This window comes from Qipengyuania gaetbuli, assembly GCF_009827315.1.
Taxonomy (GTDB): Bacteria; Pseudomonadota; Alphaproteobacteria; order Sphingomonadales; family Sphingomonadaceae; genus Qipengyuania; species Qipengyuania gaetbuli.
This window is the reverse complement of sequence record NZ_WTYF01000004.1, coordinates 1,721,405-1,737,891: the sequence shown is the minus strand read 5'-3', so window position 1 is coordinate 1,737,891 and position 16,487 is coordinate 1,721,405. Positions and strand designations below refer to the sequence as shown.

The following is a 16,487-nucleotide window of genomic DNA, read 5'->3' as shown; positions in this document are numbered from 1 at the left end:
CTTGCGCGGGGGCAGAGGGGCGCTTACCTCTCACGCATGGCCAAGCACGTACACGCCCACAAGGAACATTCCGGCGACGCCCTGATCGACGCCGCACGCCACACGCTGACCGATGCCGGCGAGCAGTGGACGGGCATGCGCCAATCGGTGTTCGAGGAACTCGCCCGGCACGAAAAGCCCGCCAGCGCCTACGATATTGCGGACAATCTGTCGGCTGCGCGCGGCAAGCGGGTTGCGCCCAACAGCGTCTACCGGATTCTCGACCTGTTCGTGCGGACCAACCTTGCCAACCGGATCGAAAGCGCCAACGCCTATCTCGTCAACACGCACCCGGGATGTCGGCACGACTGCATCTTCCTGATCTGCGACGATTGCGGGAAGGCCATGCATATCGATGACGACCGGGTGACCGGCGCCCTGCGCGAAGCGGGCAAGGATGCAGGCTTCACCGACGTGCGGCCCGTGGTGGAACTTCGCGGCCTATGCGATGACTGTGCCGCATGACGACGAACCGTGCGATATGAGCGATAAAGCGTTCATCGACAGTTTCGATTGCCGCGTGTAAGGCCGCTTTCATGACGACGCGCCCTCACACGCCGCTGCTGGATACGGTCGAGTATCCGGCCGACCTCCGCAAACTCGACAAATCGCAGCTCCGCCAGCTTTCGGACGAATTGCGTGCCGAAATGATTGATGCCGTCGGGACCACCGGCGGGCACCTCGGTTCGGGCCTCGGCGTGGTCGAACTGACCACCGCGATCCACTATGTGTTCAACACGCCGGAAGACAAGCTGGTGTGGGACGTCGGGCACCAGTGCTACCCGCACAAGATCCTCACCGGCCGGCGTGACCGTATCCGCACGCTGCGCCAGGGTGGCGGTCTGTCCGGCTTCACCAAGCGCGCGGAGAGCGAATACGACCCCTTCGGTGCGGCGCATTCCTCGACCTCGATCAGCGCGGCGCTGGGCTTTGCCATGGCGAACAAGATGCTGGGCAAGCCGGGGCGCGGGATCGCGGTCATCGGCGACGGCGCGATGAGCGCGGGCATGGCCTACGAGGCGATGAACAATGCCGAGGCGGCGGGAAACCGCCTGATCGTCATCCTCAACGATAACGACATGTCGATCGCCCCGCCCGTTGGCGGCTTGTCGGCCTATCTCGCCCGCACCGTGTCGAGCAGCGAATATCTCGGCCTGCGCAGCCTTGCCTCGCGCCTTTCGAAGAAGCTCAGCCGCAAGGTCCATGACGGGCTTGAGAAGGCAGAGGAATACGCCCGCGGCATGGTGACCGGCGGCACGCTGTTCGAGGAGCTCGGCTTCTACTACGTCGGCCCGATCGACGGGCACAATCTCGACCACCTCATCCCGGTGCTGGAAAACGTGCGCGACAGCGAACAGGGTCCGGTCCTGATTCACGTCGTCACGCAGAAGGGCAAGGGCTACGCCCCGGCCGAAAACAGCGCCGACAAGTATCACGGTGTCGCGAAGTTCGATGTCGTCACGGGCGAGCAAAAGAAGTCCTCGGGCGGCCCGCCCGCCTACCAGAACGTCTTCGGCGAAACGCTGGCGAAGATAGCCGATACCGACCCGCGCATCTGCGCAATCACCGCCGCAATGCCGAGTGGTACGGGTGTCGACAAGTTCGCCAAGGCGCATCCGGACAAGGCGTTCGACGTCGGCATTGCCGAACAGCACGGCGTAACTTTCGCCGCGGGCCTCGCGGCACAGGGCATGCGGCCCTTCGCGGCGATCTATTCGACCTTCCTCCAGCGCGCCTACGACCAGGTCGTGCACGACGTCGCCATCCAGAACCTGGCCGTGCGCTTCGCCATCGACCGTGCGGGGCTGGTCGGGGCCGACGGCTGTACCCACGCCGGCGCCTTCGACATCGCCTATCTCGCCACGCTGCCGAACATGGTCGTGATGGCCGCCGCCGACGAGGCGGAACTGGCGCACATGACCTACACGGCCGCCGAATATGACGACGGCCCGATCGCCTTCCGTTATCCGCGAGGGTCAGGCACCGGCGTCGAAATTCCCGAGCAGCTGCAGAAGCTGGAGATCGGCAAGGGCCGCATCGTGCGAGAAGGCACCAAGGTCGCCATCCTCTCGCTCGGCGCGCGTCTGGAAGAGGCGAAGAAGGCAGCCGACCAGCTGGAGGCCAAGGGCCTGTCGACCACCGTTGCCGACATGCGCTTCGCCAAACCGCTCGACACCGAGCTGATCGAGAAGCTGATGCGCGGCCACGAGGTCGTCGTGACGATCGAGGAAGGTGCCGTCGGCGGCCTCGGCGCGCATGTCCTGACCTTTGCCAGCGACGCGGGCCTGACCGACGCAGGCCTGAAGGTGCGCACCATGCGCCTGCCCGACGTCTTCCAGGACCAGGACGATCCGGTGAAGCAGTATGACGAGGCAGGCCTCAACGCGCCGCATATCGTCGACACCGCGCTCAAGGCCCTGCGCCACAATTCGGCGGGCGTCGAAGAGGCGCGGGCCTGATCCGCGGATGACTTCTGCGCCGGAGCCGTTGGTCGCGCGTTACTCGGTCCCCAAGCTTCTTGCATTGGTCGCAGTCTCGGGATCAATGGCAGGCCTTTGCCTTGCCTTCGCATTCGGTGGTTTCGGCATGTCGGGTTTTACGACAGCCATTCTGGGGGGACCTGGCGGGCTGTTCTTCGGCTGGATTGCCGCCGTCTGCTGCCTGCGCCTGTTCGATCGGCGCGAGCAGGTCGTTATCGACGGGAAGGGCATCTTCATCCGGTCGCACGGTTCCAAGCGGATAGGCTTGCGGTCCATCGACAGGATGAAAACCGATATGGGGCGCCTCAGCCTCTATCTCTTCAAGCCGTCGAAATACCCTATCGAGTGCGCGCACCGGCGTTTCCTTTATCGCGTGAACGGGGCAATGGCCCGCGAGTTCTATGGCGACGCTTGGATTTGGTCGACCTATCTCGACAGGTCGCTCGCGGAACTGACCAACGCGATCTGGACGCACCGGCCACAGACCGATTTTGAAAAGAAGATCGCTTCGACAGTCGCGGGCTGGGATGAAAACGGAGGGCCCTATGCCGACCCTGCTGCAGAGTGAAACCGCCGGCCACATCACCACGCTGACGCTCAACCGGCCGGACAGCATGAACCCCCTCGGCGCGGCGGGTGACGGTGATGCTTTCGCTGCGGCCTGCGATGCCATCAACGCCGACATGAGCGTGCGCTGCGTCATCCTGACCGGCGCGGGCCGCGCCTTTAGTGCGGGCGGCGACATCAAGGCGATGAAGGACAAGACCGGCAATTTCGGCGGTACCGCGCCCGAGATCGCCGACGGCTACCGGAACAACATCCACAAGATCCTGCGCGCGCTCTATTCGCTGCGCGTGCCGCTGATCGCGGCGGTCAACGGCCCGGCCATCGGTCTGGGCTGCGACCTCGCGTGCCTTGCCGACATGCGCATCGCGAGCGAGAAGGCGAAATTCGGCGTCACCTTCCTCAAGCTCGGCATCATTCCGGGGGACGGCGGCACATGGATCCTGCCGCGCATCATCGGCGAGGCGCGCGCTGCGGAGCTGTTCTATACCGGAGACGTGATCGATGCGGCCACCGCGCTCGACTGGGGTCTCGTCAGCCAGGTTGTCGACCATGACGCGCTGATGGACGAGGCCGCAGCGCTCGCAGGCAGGGTCGCAGCCATGCCTCCCCACGCCCTGCGGCAGGCCAAGAACCTCATGCGGCAGGGGCGCTCGACGAGTTACGACGCTGCGCTGGAAATGGCAGCCAACGCACAGGCGCTGATGCATTCCACCCGCGATCACATGGAAGGCGTCGATGCGCTGATCGAAAAGCGCGCGCCCAGGTTCACCGGCGAATAGGTCCCGCGGGCGAGGGCCCTAGAACCAGCGCCAGACGCCTGCGGGAATGCCGATCGCGTGGATGTGCCCATATGTCGCCGCGAGCCAGATGGCGACGCCCCCGGCCCACGCTACGCTCCCGGCCTTGGCAAAACCCGACAGGCGCGGCCAGTAGCTGGTCTGCGCTTCCCATCCGGCCCAGGCATCGCCCATCAGCACTTCCTTCTTGCGGTCCTGCATATGCGCCCCGACGAGCGCAAGGAAGCCGAGCGAGCCGGCCAGCACCAGCTGCCGCGGGGTGGGGCTGAGCATGATGTGCACCAGCGCCCACAGCGCAAAGCTCCACATCATGGGATGGCGCGTGACGTGGAATACGCCGTGCACTCCGGCGGCGGCGTGGGCGGCTGCGCGCGGGTCTGGAAGCGCGGGGTTTTTCACGAAGGATCCGGCAAGCAGAACCGATGCAACCAGCATCAGGATGCTGGCGATGCCCCAGGTCGCATCACCCATCCCGTCCCACAAGGCGGCGCCTCCGGGACCTGCATCGCGATAGGCGAGCACCATCCAGACGAAGGTCGCCAGCGAGACGAGCGAGTAGAGGCCACGAAAGCCGTTCTCGCCCAGCCTCGCGACCAAAGGCGCGCGCAGCGGATGCGACAAGGCGAAATGCGAGCCGACGAAAGCGATCGACGCGGCAACGAGATTGGTCAGCGGTTCCATGGCACTCTCCCCCGAGACGGCACGAAACTAAGTAGCAAATAAAAACTTATCTGGCAATCACTGCTTTTCGATGCCGAGCAGTTTCACCTTGAACACCAGCGTCGCACCGCCTGGTATCGGCCCCTTGCCCTGCGCCCCGTAAGCCAAGTCTGCAGGTGCCGCGATCTCGATCGTGTCGCCCACGCCCATTTCGGGAATGGCCATCTGCCATGCCTTGATCAGGCGGCCGAGCGGGAAAGTCACGGGCTCCCCCCGATCATAGCTTGAATCGAAAGTGCCGCCATCGATGAAGGTGCCGGCGTAGTGCACCGTCACCCGGTCGATCACACGCGGCTTTTCCGCATCGCCGGCATAGTCGAGATACCGCCAGTAGAGGCCGCCCTCCATGTAGCGCCAGCCGTCCTCCGGCTTGAGCGCGGCGAGATAGGCCTGCTGCGCGTTCATCCAGACGATGTCCTGCGACTTGTCGGGCGGAGCATCCTGCGCGGTCGCGGCGAAACCCGCCACGGCCACGAAGGCGCCGCCCAGCGCAAGCAGGGTGGTGCGCATTTCCTTGGGCAGGCTCACCAGTCGAACGCCTCCGGCAGGCGGCTCTCGTCGAGCTCGCGATAACGGTCGCGCAGGCGCGTCTGGTGGTTGTCGAGCGGCTGCTCGACCCCGTCGATGAAGACCTTGGTAGGCACGGAGCCGACTTCCAGCGGATCACCGTCCCAGATCACCACGTCGCCCATCGACCCCGGAGCCAGCACGCCTGCCTTGCCCCCGAGCCCGCTGATCGAGGCCGGAACCGAGCTGATCGCGGCGAAGGCCTGCCCCCAGCTGAGGCCGTCCGCGCCCGGGATGCGGGCCAGCGCGACGAGGTTGCCGGCGTACTGGTTGAGGTTGCGCGGGTTTTCCATCGTGGCGGCGTTGATGGCCACCTTGACCCCGGCCTTGGCGAGGCGCCCGACATTGGACTGGGTGCTTGCCAGTTCCTCGAAGCTGTTGGGCAAATCGTCGAGGCCGTCTGCAATCACGGGTACGCCGGCCGCCGCGATCTCGCGGGCGACGAGCCAGCCTTCGCTGGCGCCTACGAGGACGAGGTCGAGGCGAGGGAAATCGCGCTTGAGGCCCAGCACGCTGCGGATGTCCGAGGCGCGTTCGACGGAAACGTAAAGCGCCTGCTCGCCGGCCGCTACCGGTCCCAGTGCCTCGGCATCGGCGCGGGTCAGCATGGCGCTTTCCGCGTCCCACCGGCCGCGGGCGAAATCCTGTGCTTCGCGCAGGGCATTGGCGAAAGCGACATAGGTCGCAACGCGGCTCCCCCCTGCAAGCCGCGCACCGCCTTCACCGAAGGCGACGACCTGGAAAGCCTTGGCCCGCGTCACGGGCTGGCCGTCGGCGCCGAGGTCGATGATCGCGCCCTGTCCTCCGAAGATCGAACCTGCCGGCGAGGTGACGGTGGCCGCCCGCGTGATGCCCGCGGCCCGGTGCACGAGGATGTGCTGCGAGGAGGGGTTGATAGCCGGTGCGACATCGAGAGCCGCATTGAAGGGTGAACTGCCCGGGCGCACGTCGTTCGATTCGCTCACGCCCGACACATCGGCGAGGCCGAGCGTGGTGACGGTGGCGACGAGCCCGGGCGTCACCCAGGCCCCAGCCACGTCGTAAACCGTGTCGGTTTCGAAAGCGCCGGCGCCTGCCTGCGGGCCCGCATAGGCGACCTTGCCATCGACGACGACGACCACGCCGCGTTCGATCGGCTCGCTCCCGTCGCCGGTGGCGAGAGTGGCGTTGGTGATGACGAAATCCTGCGCTGCGGCAGGGGCGGCGGCAAGGGCAAGCACGCTCGCCGCGAGGGTCAGGGCGCGCTTCATTTCACGTCTCCTTCACCGGGCTGGCCGAGCTCGAAATCGCTCACCGGTCGGCGCTTGCGATCCATGGCGTCGAACATCAGCGCCCCGTCGATCCAGACCTTTTCGGGCCGCGAATAGACCGACAGCGGATCGCCGTTCCACAGCACGACGTCGGCCATCTTTCCGGCCTCGAGACTGCCGGTCATGCCGTCGATCCCCATCGCCTTGGCGGGGTTCAGCGTGATCCAGCGAATGACCTGCGCATCGGAGATGTCGATGCCCACGCGCTTGCCTGCGGCCTGCGCCTTGGCCGCTTCCTGGTTGAGGCGCTGGATGCCGTTGGCATCGTCGGAGTGGATCACGACGCAGGCATCCTCGCGATGGAGGAAGGCGGCGTTTTCGAGAATGCCGTCGTAGCTTTCCATCTTGAAACCGTACCAGTCGGCCCAGATCGCGCTGCACACGTCGTTTTCGCGCAGCAGGTCGCCGATCTTGTAGGCTTCGACCGCGTGGTGGAAGGCGCTGACCTTGTAGCCCATCTCCTTTGCCATATCGAGGACGAGGGCCATCTCGTCGGCGCGGTAGCAGTGGTTGTGGACGAGGATTTCGCCGTCCAGCACGCCCTTCAGCGTCTCCTTGGCGAGGTCGCGCTTCTTCCCGTCATAGGCCTTGGCATCTAGCCAGGTTTGCCGGTTGACCGCGAAATTGCCCATGCGGGTCGAGGGCATCCGGCCGCGACCGCCATAGACGCGCTTCGGATTCTCGCCGCAGGCCATCTTGAAGCCGTAGGGCGCATCGGGGAACTTCATCCCCTGGACCGTGCGGGCGGGCACGTTCTTGAGCGTGGCGGAACGTCCGCCCATCAGATTGGCCGAGCCGGGCAGGATCTGCAGCGAGGTCACGCCGCCATTGGCGAGCGCGCGGGTAAAGCCCGGGTCCTGCGGCCAGACCGAATGTTCCGCCCAGACTTCGGGCGTGGTCGGGCTGGTCGCCTCGTTACCGTCCGAATGTGCCTGGACCGAAGGAGTGGGATAGTCGCCGAGGTGCGAGTGGATATCGATGATGCCCGGCGTCACGAACTTGCCGGTCCCGTCGAACACCGCGATGTCGGCAGGGACGGGCGTGTGGGGGCCGCCGATCGAGACGATCTTGCCGCCGCTGAAGAAGACCGTGCCATTGTCGATCCTGCCGCCCTTGCCGTCGAAGATCGTCGCGTTGACGAGCGCGGTCGGCGTGCCCGGATAGGGCGTGTAGGTCGAAGGGAAGGGCGTTTCCGACTTTGCCGGGGCGCTGCTGGCGCTCTTGGTGTCGGTTTGCCCGGTGGTCGAACAGGCGGCGAGCGCGATGGCCAGCGTGCCTGCGGCGATGGTCTTGATCGATTTCCTCATGTGCCCCTCATGCCGCGAAGCGGCGATGTTGCAAAGAAAAAGGGCGCGGATCGCTCCGCGCCCTTTCGATTATCGTTGGCTTAGCCCTGCGACTTGGTCTCGGGGTGGACGCCCGCGGCCTGCGGTTCGGCCGGGAATTCGGCCTGGCCTTCGAGGCCGTCGTCCTTGAGCGTGTCGAGGTGCATCAGCTTCTTTATGAGCGGGCTGATGACGAGGACCGCAACGCCGACCCCTACCGCGACCCAGCCAATCTGGCTGTACACGTCGAGCACCACCTGCTTCGCAGCGCCTTCACCCGACGCCGCTTCCGAACCGGTAGCGGCGGCGATCAGGCCGGCGACGAAGTTGCCGGTGGCCGAAGCGAAGAACCAGGTACCCATGATCAGCGACGCCATGTGCGCCGGAGCCAGGCGGTTCATCGCCGACAGGCCGACCGGCGACAGGCAAAGCTCGCCAGTCGTGTGCAGCAGGTAGATCAGGAAGATGAAGATGACTGGCGTCATGTTGCCGCCCATTGCCGATCCCGCGACAAGCACGAGGAAGCCGGCGCCCAGCTGCATAAGCGCAAAGCCGAACTTGGCCGGAGTCGAGGGCTCTAGCCCCCGGCGGCCGAGCGAAGTCCACAGCCATGCAAAGACCGGAGCCAGAAGGACAATGTAGATCGCGTTGATCGACTGGAAGGTCGAGGCCGGCCAATTGATGCCAAGGAACTCGCGATCGACATAGCGGTCCGTAAACAGGTTCAGCGAGGAGCCGGCCTGCTCGAAGAGCGCCCAGAACAGGATCGATCCGAGGATAAGGAACATCGCTGCAAAGATGCGGTCGCGGTCTTCGTTCCGGTTGAGGAAGGATTGCCAGATCACCACCAGCAGCGACAGGCCGAACCCGCCGAGCGCAAGGTTGCGCGCGTTGGTTTCGTCGATCGAGCCCAGAAACATGCCCACAAAGGCGATGATGGAGAGCACACCGCCGAGCGCGAACACGGCGACCGGCACGGTAGGTGCTGCCGCATAGGACCCGTGGACGAAACGGAAGGTCGCCTCGCCGAGCACATAGAGGATGAGGATCGTGCCGCCCACGCCAAGAAGCGTGCCGACCACCGACTGGTTCTGCACCAGCCACCAGCAGGTGACGACCGCCACCAGGCCGATGGCATAGAGCAGCCATTCGAGCTTGATCCCCATGACCGGTGCGGCCAGCTTGGCCGGATCGCTCGGCTCGCCGCGTCCCAGGAGAAGCGGCTTGAACACGACGAACACGATCAGGCCGAGCAGCATGCCGATGCCTGCGGCGCCGAAGCCATAGGCCCAGCCATAGGTCTCGCCGAGATAGCCGCACAGCAGCGAACCCAGTGCGGCACCGAGGTTAATGCCCATGTAGAAGATGGTGTAGGCACCGTCGCGGCGTACGTCGGTGCGGGCGTAGAGCTGCCCCACGATCACCGAGATATTGGCCTTGAGGAAGCCCGAGCCGACGATGATGAAGGCAAGGGCGAGCCAGAAGATATTGAGGCTTGCCGGATCCTGGCCGCCCGTCCCCTCGAAGCCCATCAGGAAATGCCCGAAGGTCAGCAGGATGGCACCGTAAAGCACCGCCTTGCGCTGGCCGAGCCACTTGTCGGCGAGGTAGCCACCCAAGACCGGTGTGATGTAGACCAGCGCGGTATAGGCACCGTAGATGACGCCCGCGTCGCTGTCGGAAAACAGCCAGTGCTTGGTCAGGTAGAAAATGAGCAGCGCGCGCATGCCGTAGTAGGAGAAACGCTCCCACATTTCGGCGAAGAACAGGACGAAAAGTCCCTTGGGGTGGCCAAGGATAGTCCCTGCCGAATCCCCGTGAACCGGTTGCGTTGTGGCCATGTGTGGCAAACCCTCTCGTAAGTATACGCGGAGGCCAGACAGGCCTCCTCCCCGAAGATGCGCGCACCCTAGCGGCATCTTCGGCTATGTGAAGCCTTAGTTACAAACGCGACCAGCTTGCGCCTGCATGAATGAAACCGCGTTTCGGGAACCTTGCGCGCCGCGCTGTATTATGGCACTGATGCACTATACGACAATCGGGGACCCGCCATGAGCAACCAGAGCAAGCCCGTCTATCTCAAGCTGCGCGACATGATCGCCGCAGCCATCATCGACGGCCGCTACCGCGAGGAGGAGATGCTTCCCTCGGTGCGCGCGCTGGCCGCCGAACAGGGCGCCAATCCGCTGACGGTGGCCAAGGCCTACCAGCAATTCCAGGCGGACGGCCTCGTCGAAGTGCAGCGCGGCGTCGGCATGTATGTCGCGCGTGGCGCAGCCGAAACGCTGCGCAAGCGGGAGCGCGAAACCTTCCTCAAGCAGGAATGGCCGGAAATCCGCGGGCGGATGAAGCGGCTGGGCATTGCGCCGGAAGAGCTGCTCGAGCGCACCTGACCCCGAAATGCCGTCCTAACCCTCGGGCGGGTATTAACAATTGCCATCTTCGAGTCCTTCTGGCAGGGTTTTTCCGCTGCGCAGGGGGTCTGGTGTGGCAGGGGTCGCATAAAACAACAGGGGAAAGCGCCGCCGCGCGCACGCTCGAGGGAGCCTGAACATGATTCGATCCGAATTGCTCGCAGCTCTTGCGGAAGAAAATCCCGACCTGCGACCGGAAGAGGTCGAGCAAGTCGTCGATATCTTCTTCGAGGAACTGGCCCAGCGCCTTGCCGAAGGCGGCCGCATCGAACTGCGCGGTTTCGGAGCCTTCTCGACCCGCGAGCGCCAGGCGCGCCAGGGCCGCAATCCGCGCACCGGCGAAACGGTCGAGGTGCCCGCCAAGCGCGTGCCCTATTTCAAGCCGGGCAAGGACATGCGCGAGCGCCTGAACGAGCAATAGTCCCTCACGCTGCTTGGCGATTGCGGCGCGGCCCGCATCCCTCTAGCACGCCCTTCTGCTGCGCGGGTGTGGCGGAATGGTAGACGCCGGGGACTTAAAATCCCCTGTCCTCTGGACGTGTGGGTTCGAGTCCCACCACCCGCACCATCAACTCCCGAACGTCTGTGCAGCGCGGCGTTGCCTGAGAGGCAATGCCCTTTATCGCGGTGTTAATACCTAGGCGGCTAATAGGGCCGTTCAAAGGGGCGCAAGGCCAAGACATTTACCGGCACGGGGAATGCCGGGTTCTTGGGAGTTTTGAAACGCATGGACTATTCGGCCGCCATCGGCAGCGACAACAACCTGACTTATGTCGACAGCGAACAGCGCGGGGCGCCGCGCTACACCTCGCTGATCCGGTCGGCCAAGCTCGTCTGCGGACAGGGAGAATTCCTCTGCGTCGTGCGCGACGTGTCGTCGACCGGCATCTCGATCCGCGCCTTCCATGCCCTGCCGACCGACCCCACGCTGGCGCTCGAGTTGCAGAACGGCGAAAGCTACGAAATCGTGCAGGTGCGCGCTAACGGGACCGAGGGCAGCTACCGCTTCAAGACGCCAGTCGTGGTGGAACGACTGGTCCACGAGACGTGGAATTACCCCAAGCGCCAATTGAGGCTCAACATCGCCATTCCGCTCAAGCTGTCCTCGCTGACCCAGTCGGCCGAAGCGGTGACGCTCAACATCTCGCAGCAGGGCGCGCGCGTCGAATGCGACGCCGTGTTCGCGATCGACCAGATCCTCAAAGTCGAGGGCGAGGGTTTCAACGACACCCGCGCCAAGGTGCGCTGGCGCCGCGACTGTAATTACGGCCTCGTCTTCGAGAACACCTTCTCGCTGCGCGAATTCGCCATCATGGCGGCGGCCGTGCAGTGCCCGATGATGCTCGATCGCGGGTAGGGGCCAAGCTTCCAGACGACGGGGGCGGCGCTTTAACCTTCCGCTAACCCTTTTCATTCATCTCTGGCGAACAGATTGCCGGGGGCTTGAATGACTAAGAACAATCCATCGCTTAAGGTCGATGTCGCGATTATCGGTGCCGGGCCCGCAGGCCTCACCGCCGCATACCTGCTGACCAAGCGGGGCAAGACCGTGGCCGTGATCGAAAAAGACCCGACCTATGTCGGCGGGATCAGCCGCACGGTGGAACACGAAGGCTATCGCTTCGATATCGGCGGACACCGCTTCTTTTCGAAGAGCCAGCAGGTCGTGGACCTGTGGAACGAGATCCTGCCCGACGATTTCATCCAGCGCCCGCGCATGAGCCGCATCTATTACGAGGGCAAGTTCTACAGCTACCCGCTGCGCGCCTTCGAGGCGCTGTGGAACCTCGGCATCCTGCGCTCGACCGTCTGCATGGCGAGCTACCTGCGCTACAAGCTGTTCCCGATTTCCGAAGTGAAGAGCTTCGAGGACTGGACCACCAACCAGTTCGGCCAGAAACTCTATTCGATCTTCTTCAAGACCTACACCGAGAAGGTGTGGGGCATGCCCTGCGACGAAATGAGCGCGGATTGGGCGGCGCAGCGTATCAAGGGCCTTTCTCTATGGAGCGCGGTGACCGATGGCCTGAAGCGCAGCCTCGGCCTCAACAAGAAGCCGAACGACGGCATGGCGACCAAGACCCTGCTCGAGACCTTCCGCTATCCGCGCCTCGGCCCCGGCATGATGTGGGATGCAGCACGCGACAAGGTGCTGGCCAGCGGACGCGGACAGGTGCTGATGGGGCACGCGCTCGAACGCCTTGCCAGCCACGGCGAGGGCGGCTGGCGCCTCCAGGCCAAGGGCCCGGAAGGCAGCGTCGTCATCGAAGCTGGCCATGCGATCAGCTCGGCCCCGATGCGCGAACTGTCGCGCCGGCTCCACCCGCTGCCAGAAACCACCGTGCAGGCCAGCGGCCTAAAGTATCGCGACTTCCTCACCGTGGCCCTGATGGTCGAAGGCGAGGACCTGTTCCCGGACAACTGGATCTACATCCACGACAGCAAGGTGAAGGTCGGCCGCGTGCAGAACTTCCGCAGCTGGTCGCCGGAAATGATCCCCGATCCCGACATGGCCTGCGTGGGCCTGGAATATTTCTGCTTCGAAGGCGACGGCCTGTGGTCGATGGACGACGACGCCCTCGTCTCGCTGGCCACCGACGAAATGGAAATCCTCGGCCTCGTCGATCGCCGCAAGGTCAAGAGCGGCGCGGTCGTGCGCCAGGAAAAGGCCTATCCGGTCTATGACGAGGATTATGCCGCCAATGTCGATGCAATGCGCCGCGAACTGGAAGCCAAGCACCCCACGCTCCACCTAGTGGGGCGCAACGGCATGCACCGCTACAACAACCAGGACCATGCGATGATGACCGCCATGCTTACGGTCGAGAACATCATTGCGGGCGAACGTCTCTACGACACCTGGTGCGTGAACGAGGACGCCGAATACCACGAGGCCGGCAACGAAGGCGCCGAGGTTTCGCTGCCCAGCCGCCCGGTCAGCGAGGACCAGGCCGCAGCGCTGGCTTCGGTCCGCGAAGTGCCCGAAAGGCTCCGCAAGTCGGCCTGACCTGCCGATGCGTGCCCTAGTCGAAAAGCTCCTGCGCCTGCGCCTTGCCCGCTACATGGCGGCAAGTGCGGCCGGGACGGTCATCGACCTTTCGGGGTTCCTACTGCTGCTGGCGGCAGGTGCACCGGCGGTGGCATCGTCGGTCGCCAGCTACTGCCTCGGCATGGTGCTCCACTGGGTCATCTCGAGCCGCTTCGCCTTTGCCGACCGGCTGGCCGGACCCGGCCTTGCGCGCGGCGGGCAGCAGGCGCTGTTCGCGCTTTCGGCGCTGGCAGGCCTTGCCGTGACAGCGGGCGTGGTCGGAGCATTCGAGCACGGCGGTGCCGATCCGCGCATCGGCAAGCTGCTGGCGATGGCCCTGAGCTTCGCCTGCGTCTTCCTGATCCGCCTGACCTGGGTTTTCAGGGCGCGGTAACCGGGCGCGGTGCAGCACAAGTCAGCGACCCGTTTTGCGGTTTGTTAACCATAATCGCGCAAGACTTGCCCTTCAATCGCGCGGTCTTGTCCGCGAGCGATCCACGGGGGGCACTTGATCCGATCTTTTATCCGCCTGCGCGACGTGCGCCTTGTTCGCTACCTGCTGGCGAGCGTGGGGGCGCTTGCGGTCGACATGGGCTCGTTCCTGCTCCTGCTGGCCGCCGGGCTGGCTGCCACCCCGGCCGCTGCGCTGGGCTATTGCGCGGGTATTATCGTGCACTGGCTGCTGTCGAGCCGAACGGTCTTCCATGACGGTGTGCTGGCGAAAGGCGCCGGGCGCGGCCGCCAGAAACTGCTCTTCATCGGTTCTGCCCTTGTCGGCCTTGCGCTCACGACGCTGATCGTCGCGGTCGGCGAGCACGCCGGCATCGATCCCCGCCTCGCCAAGATCGTCGCGGTCGGCACGAGCTTCGTTGCGACCTATTTGCTGCGCAAGGTCGTGGTCTTCGGACCGCAGACGGCGCCGTGACCAGCGACCGCCGCCTTCGCCACGATCGCCGCCCGAGTGTGGCGGTATTCGTGCTGTGGCTGGCAGCGAGCATCGTGCTGGCCTTCATGGCCCGCTCCTATCTCGAGCAGCTGCGCTTTGCCGACGCAGACGACGTGATCCGCCTGCTCCAGGTCCGCGACCTGCTGGCAGGGCAATCCTGGTGGGACGTGACGCAATACCGGATCGCGCCGCCCGAGGGAGTCGCGATGCACTGGTCGCGGCTGGTCGATGTTCCGCTGGCGCTGGTCATGCTCGCACTCGAACCCCTGCTCGGTTCGGCGAGGGCCGAACTTGCTGCCCTCGTCATCGTGCCGCTCGGCATATTGCTCGTCATCATGCAGGTGGTGGGCCGCCTGGCCTGGCGGTTGTTCGACCGGACTACCGCGATCATGGCCTGCTTCGCGCTGCTCCTTTGGCCGCTCCTGCTGGTCGAGATGCAGCCGCTGCGCATCGATCACCATGCCTGGCAGATCGCCGCGGTGGCGGTCGCGCTGTGGGCGATTTCGTGGCGCGAACCGATTCGCGGGGGCACGGTCGCGGGCCTTGCCATGGCAATAGGCGCGAGCATTTCGCTCGAGATCCTTCCGATGACGGCGGCCTTCGGGCTGGTGCTCTTCCTGCGCTGGGCGGTGGATTACCGCCAGCGCGTCTGGCTGGTCTGTTACATGCAGTCGCTCGCGGTAACCCTGATCGCAATTTTCGCGCTCACCAAGGGTGCAGGCGCCCTGACCGGCCCCGCCTATTGCGATGCGATCACGCTGCCGCACATCGGCTTCTTCGCAGTCGCCGCGCTGGGCACGAGCGTGCTCGGGCGCATGCAGCGCGTAACCCTGCCGTTGTTCGTGCTGCTCTTCGCAGCTGTCGGCGCGCTCGCCGCGGGCGCGATGGCACTGGCGGCACCGCAGTGCATCGCCTCGCCCTTCGGCTCGCTCGATCCGCTGGTGCGCGAGTTGTGGTACGCCAATGTGCGCGAAGGCACGCCGATCTGGCAGCAGGATGCGCATATCATTGTCGGCAAGTCGCTTCACATGCTGCTCGCCCTCGGCGCGACGGTCGCTCTCGTGCTGCGGAGCCGTGACTGGCTGCGGCAATGGTGGATCGAATATACGCTCGTCCTGCTGGTCGCCCTGCTGGCTGCCATGATGACCCACCGCTCGTTCTACTACGTCGGCGTGGTCGGCTGCGTCCCGCTCGGCTGGCTTGCCGCCTCGATGCTCGCACGACTTCGGCGCTCGGGCGGGCCCTTGCCGAGCCTGGGCGCGGCCGTCGGAATATACCTCGTCCTCATGCCCTCGGCGCCTGTGAACATCCTTGCGCCCTTGTTGCGCGATAGTGCACCGACGCGCGAGCAGGTGGCGACGGCCCCGATCCGTTCATCGGCTTGCGGCCTTTCGGTCCGGCAAACCGATCTCGCCAGGCTGGAGCCGGGCGTGGTTTTCGCCCAGTTCGATATCGGCCCGTTCTTCCTGCTCAACACACCGCACAAGGTCGTCGCGACAGGGCATCACCGGGCCGATGCCGCGATGCGCGATGTGCTGCAGGCTTTCACCGCTTCGCCGGACGAAGCGCGCGCAATCGTTGAGCGCCGCGGCGCAGACTACCTCGCCATCTGCCCCGAGGTCGCCGAGGCGCGCAATCTCGCAGACTACGGGGGTTCGCAAAGCCTGATGGCAAGGTTGCTTGCGGACGATGCGCCAGGCTGGTTGGAAAAAATTCCCTCGGAGGATGCGGGTGCGATCCGCGTCTGGCGCGTCAGGCCGGACTGAAATCCATTGCAATCCCGTTGATGCAATGGCGCTTGCCGGTGGGGCGGGGGCCGTCGTTGAAGATATGCCCCAGGTGGCCTCCGCAATCGGCACAGTGCACTTCCGTGCGCGGATATCCGAGTTTGTAGTCGGTGCTGGTCCCCACTGCACCGCGGTCGATCGCGGCGTAGAAACTCGGCCAGCCGGTGCCGGACTCGAATTTGGTCTTCGAACTGTAGAGCGCATTGCCGCACCCTGCGCACACGAAGGTCCCGCTGCGCTTCTCGTCATTGAGCGGCGAGGAATAGGGACGTTCGGTGCCTGCTTGGCGGAGCACGTAGAACTCGCCCTTGGACAGCTTGCCGCGCCACTGCGCCTCGGTCAGCGAAACCGGGAAGTTCTTGGCCTGCGCGGGCGAGGCACCGCAGGCGGCAAGGATCGGCAGCGACGCGCCAAGGGCGAGCCCGGCTATCAGGCTGCGGCGCGATAGCGGGAATTCGTCTTGGGCGTTCATACCCATTAGATACGTGTCCGGCGGGCGAAAGGTTT

The 16,487-nt window shown here is 65.0% G+C and carries 17 protein-coding genes and 1 tRNA gene; 12 read left to right on the top strand and 6 right to left on the bottom strand.

Annotated features, from left to right (window positions below):
• The first annotated feature begins 36 nt into the window (after positions 1-36).
• The 4 genes from GRI42_RS10950 to GRI42_RS10935 all read left to right on the top strand — a co-directional run bounded on the left by GRI42_RS10950 (position 37) and on the right by GRI42_RS10935 (position 3,865).
• Entirely contained in the window at positions 37-504 is a 468-nt protein-coding gene (locus tag GRI42_RS10950; RefSeq protein WP_160608523.1) for a Fur family transcriptional regulator, read from the top strand.
• A 71-nt stretch (positions 505-575) separates the two neighbouring features.
• Positions 576-2,498, top strand: coding sequence for a 1-deoxy-D-xylulose-5-phosphate synthase (gene dxs / locus GRI42_RS10945; RefSeq protein WP_160608522.1), 1,923 nt, complete (start codon positions 576-578; stop codon positions 2,496-2,498).
• An 85-nt stretch (positions 2,499-2,583) separates the two neighbouring features.
• Positions 2,584-3,087 carry a hypothetical protein gene (locus tag GRI42_RS10940; protein WP_160608521.1) on the top strand — a complete coding sequence of 168 codons (504 nt, stop codon included), beginning with the start codon at positions 2,584-2,586 and terminating at the stop codon, positions 3,085-3,087.
• Positions 3,065-3,865 (top strand): crotonase/enoyl-CoA hydratase family protein, encoded by an 801-nt coding sequence (locus tag GRI42_RS10935; RefSeq protein WP_160608520.1) that lies wholly within the window; start codon positions 3,065-3,067, stop codon positions 3,863-3,865. Before GRI42_RS10940 ends, GRI42_RS10935 begins: the two co-directional genes overlap by 23 nt.
• 18 nt (positions 3,866-3,883) lie before the next feature.
• Here GRI42_RS10935 and GRI42_RS10930 read toward each other — a convergent pair whose 3' ends face one another.
• From GRI42_RS10930 to GRI42_RS10910, 5 genes are all read right to left on the bottom strand, one after another.
• Positions 3,884-4,564 carry an NnrU family protein gene (locus tag GRI42_RS10930; RefSeq protein WP_160608519.1) on the bottom strand — a complete coding sequence of 227 codons (681 nt, stop codon included), beginning with the start codon at positions 4,562-4,564 and terminating at the stop codon, positions 3,884-3,886.
• Positions 4,565-4,621: 57 nt separating this feature from the next.
• Positions 4,622-5,131: an FKBP-type peptidyl-prolyl cis-trans isomerase gene (locus GRI42_RS10925; RefSeq protein ID WP_325065327.1), complete on the bottom strand. Its 510-nt coding sequence runs from the start codon at positions 5,129-5,131 to the stop codon at positions 4,622-4,624.
• Positions 5,128-6,420, bottom strand: coding sequence for an amidohydrolase family protein (locus tag GRI42_RS10920; protein ID WP_160608518.1), 1,293 nt, complete (start codon positions 6,418-6,420; stop codon positions 5,128-5,130). Before GRI42_RS10920 ends, GRI42_RS10925 begins: the two co-directional genes overlap by 4 nt.
• Entirely contained in the window at positions 6,417-7,787 is a 1,371-nt protein-coding gene (locus tag GRI42_RS10915; protein ID WP_160608517.1) for an amidohydrolase, read from the bottom strand. The genes GRI42_RS10920 and GRI42_RS10915 overlap by 4 nt, the downstream gene beginning before the upstream one ends.
• A gap of 80 nt (positions 7,788-7,867) precedes the next feature.
• Entirely contained in the window at positions 7,868-9,646 is a 1,779-nt protein-coding gene (locus GRI42_RS10910) for a peptide MFS transporter (RefSeq protein WP_160608516.1), read from the bottom strand.
• Between the two features lie 210 nt (positions 9,647-9,856).
• On the opposite strand from GRI42_RS10910, the gene GRI42_RS10905 reads away from it, so the two are divergent.
• The 8 genes from GRI42_RS10905 to GRI42_RS10870 all read left to right on the top strand — a co-directional run bounded on the left by GRI42_RS10905 (position 9,857) and on the right by GRI42_RS10870 (position 15,959).
• The gene (locus GRI42_RS10905) at positions 9,857-10,198 is read left to right on the top strand and encodes a GntR family transcriptional regulator (RefSeq protein ID WP_160608515.1); all 342 of its coding nucleotides are present in this window, start codon (positions 9,857-9,859) and stop codon (positions 10,196-10,198) included.
• Between the two features lie 160 nt (positions 10,199-10,358).
• Positions 10,359-10,640 (top strand): integration host factor subunit beta, encoded by a 282-nt coding sequence (locus GRI42_RS10900; protein ID WP_160608514.1) that lies wholly within the window; start codon positions 10,359-10,361, stop codon positions 10,638-10,640.
• Between the two features lie 62 nt (positions 10,641-10,702).
• Positions 10,703-10,787 (top strand) — tRNA-Leu (locus tag GRI42_RS10895).
• Between the two features lie 159 nt (positions 10,788-10,946).
• Positions 10,947-11,576 carry a PilZ domain-containing protein gene (locus GRI42_RS10890; protein ID WP_160608513.1) on the top strand — a complete coding sequence of 210 codons (630 nt, stop codon included), beginning with the start codon at positions 10,947-10,949 and terminating at the stop codon, positions 11,574-11,576.
• Positions 11,577-11,666: 90 nt separating this feature from the next.
• On the top strand, positions 11,667-13,226 hold the full coding sequence (locus GRI42_RS10885; protein WP_160608512.1) for an NAD(P)/FAD-dependent oxidoreductase: 1,560 nt from the start codon (positions 11,667-11,669) through the stop codon (positions 13,224-13,226).
• A 7-nt stretch (positions 13,227-13,233) separates the two neighbouring features.
• The gene (locus tag GRI42_RS10880; RefSeq protein WP_160608511.1) at positions 13,234-13,641 is read left to right on the top strand and encodes a GtrA family protein; all 408 of its coding nucleotides are present in this window, start codon (positions 13,234-13,236) and stop codon (positions 13,639-13,641) included.
• Positions 13,642-13,755: 114 nt separating this feature from the next.
• A complete protein-coding gene (locus tag GRI42_RS10875) occupies positions 13,756-14,172 on the top strand; it encodes a GtrA family protein (protein WP_234033937.1) in 417 nt (138 codons plus the stop codon).
• A complete protein-coding gene (locus GRI42_RS10870; RefSeq protein ID WP_160608510.1) occupies positions 14,169-15,959 on the top strand; it encodes a hypothetical protein in 1,791 nt (596 codons plus the stop codon). Before GRI42_RS10875 ends, GRI42_RS10870 begins: the two co-directional genes overlap by 4 nt.
• Here the strand turns inward: GRI42_RS10870 and msrB are convergent.
• Positions 15,946-16,452, bottom strand: a complete 507-nt coding sequence (gene msrB, locus GRI42_RS10865) for a peptide-methionine (R)-S-oxide reductase MsrB (protein WP_160608509.1) — start codon at positions 16,450-16,452, stop codon at positions 15,946-15,948. The genes GRI42_RS10870 and msrB overlap by 14 nt on opposite strands.
• Between the last annotated feature and the right edge of the window lie 35 nt (positions 16,453-16,487).

What these genes read in the sequence shown, in the direction of transcription:
- GRI42_RS10885 (WP_160608512.1), top strand. Translation starts at nt 11,667, where the DNA reads ATGACTAAGAACAATCCATCGCTTAAGGTCGATGTCGCGATTATCGGT.
- GRI42_RS10950 (WP_160608523.1), top strand. Translation starts at nt 37, where the DNA reads ATGGCCAAGCACGTACACGCCCACAAGGAACATTCCGGCGACGCCCTG.
- GRI42_RS10935 (WP_160608520.1), top strand. Translation starts at nt 3,065, where the DNA reads ATGCCGACCCTGCTGCAGAGTGAAACCGCCGGCCACATCACCACGCTG.
- dxs (WP_160608522.1), top strand. Translation starts at nt 576, where the DNA reads ATGACGACGCGCCCTCACACGCCGCTGCTGGATACGGTCGAGTATCCG.
- GRI42_RS10880 (WP_160608511.1), top strand. Translation starts at nt 13,234, where the DNA reads ATGCGTGCCCTAGTCGAAAAGCTCCTGCGCCTGCGCCTTGCCCGCTAC.
- GRI42_RS10905 (WP_160608515.1), top strand. Translation starts at nt 9,857, where the DNA reads ATGAGCAACCAGAGCAAGCCCGTCTATCTCAAGCTGCGCGACATGATC.
- GRI42_RS10920 (WP_160608518.1), bottom strand. Translation starts at nt 6,420, where the DNA reads ATGAAGCGCGCCCTGACCCTCGCGGCGAGCGTGCTTGCCCTTGCCGCC.
- GRI42_RS10890 (WP_160608513.1), top strand. Translation starts at nt 10,947, where the DNA reads ATGGACTATTCGGCCGCCATCGGCAGCGACAACAACCTGACTTATGTC.
- msrB (WP_160608509.1), bottom strand. Translation starts at nt 16,452, where the DNA reads ATGAACGCCCAAGACGAATTCCCGCTATCGCGCCGCAGCCTGATAGCC.
- GRI42_RS10910 (WP_160608516.1), bottom strand. Translation starts at nt 9,646, where the DNA reads ATGGCCACAACGCAACCGGTTCACGGGGATTCGGCAGGGACTATCCTT.
- GRI42_RS10915 (WP_160608517.1), bottom strand. Translation starts at nt 7,787, where the DNA reads ATGAGGAAATCGATCAAGACCATCGCCGCAGGCACGCTGGCCATCGCG.
- GRI42_RS10900 (WP_160608514.1), top strand. Translation starts at nt 10,359, where the DNA reads ATGATTCGATCCGAATTGCTCGCAGCTCTTGCGGAAGAAAATCCCGAC.
- GRI42_RS10930 (WP_160608519.1), bottom strand. Translation starts at nt 4,564, where the DNA reads ATGGAACCGCTGACCAATCTCGTTGCCGCGTCGATCGCTTTCGTCGGC.
- GRI42_RS10940 (WP_160608521.1), top strand. Translation starts at nt 2,584, where the DNA reads ATGGCAGGCCTTTGCCTTGCCTTCGCATTCGGTGGTTTCGGCATGTCG.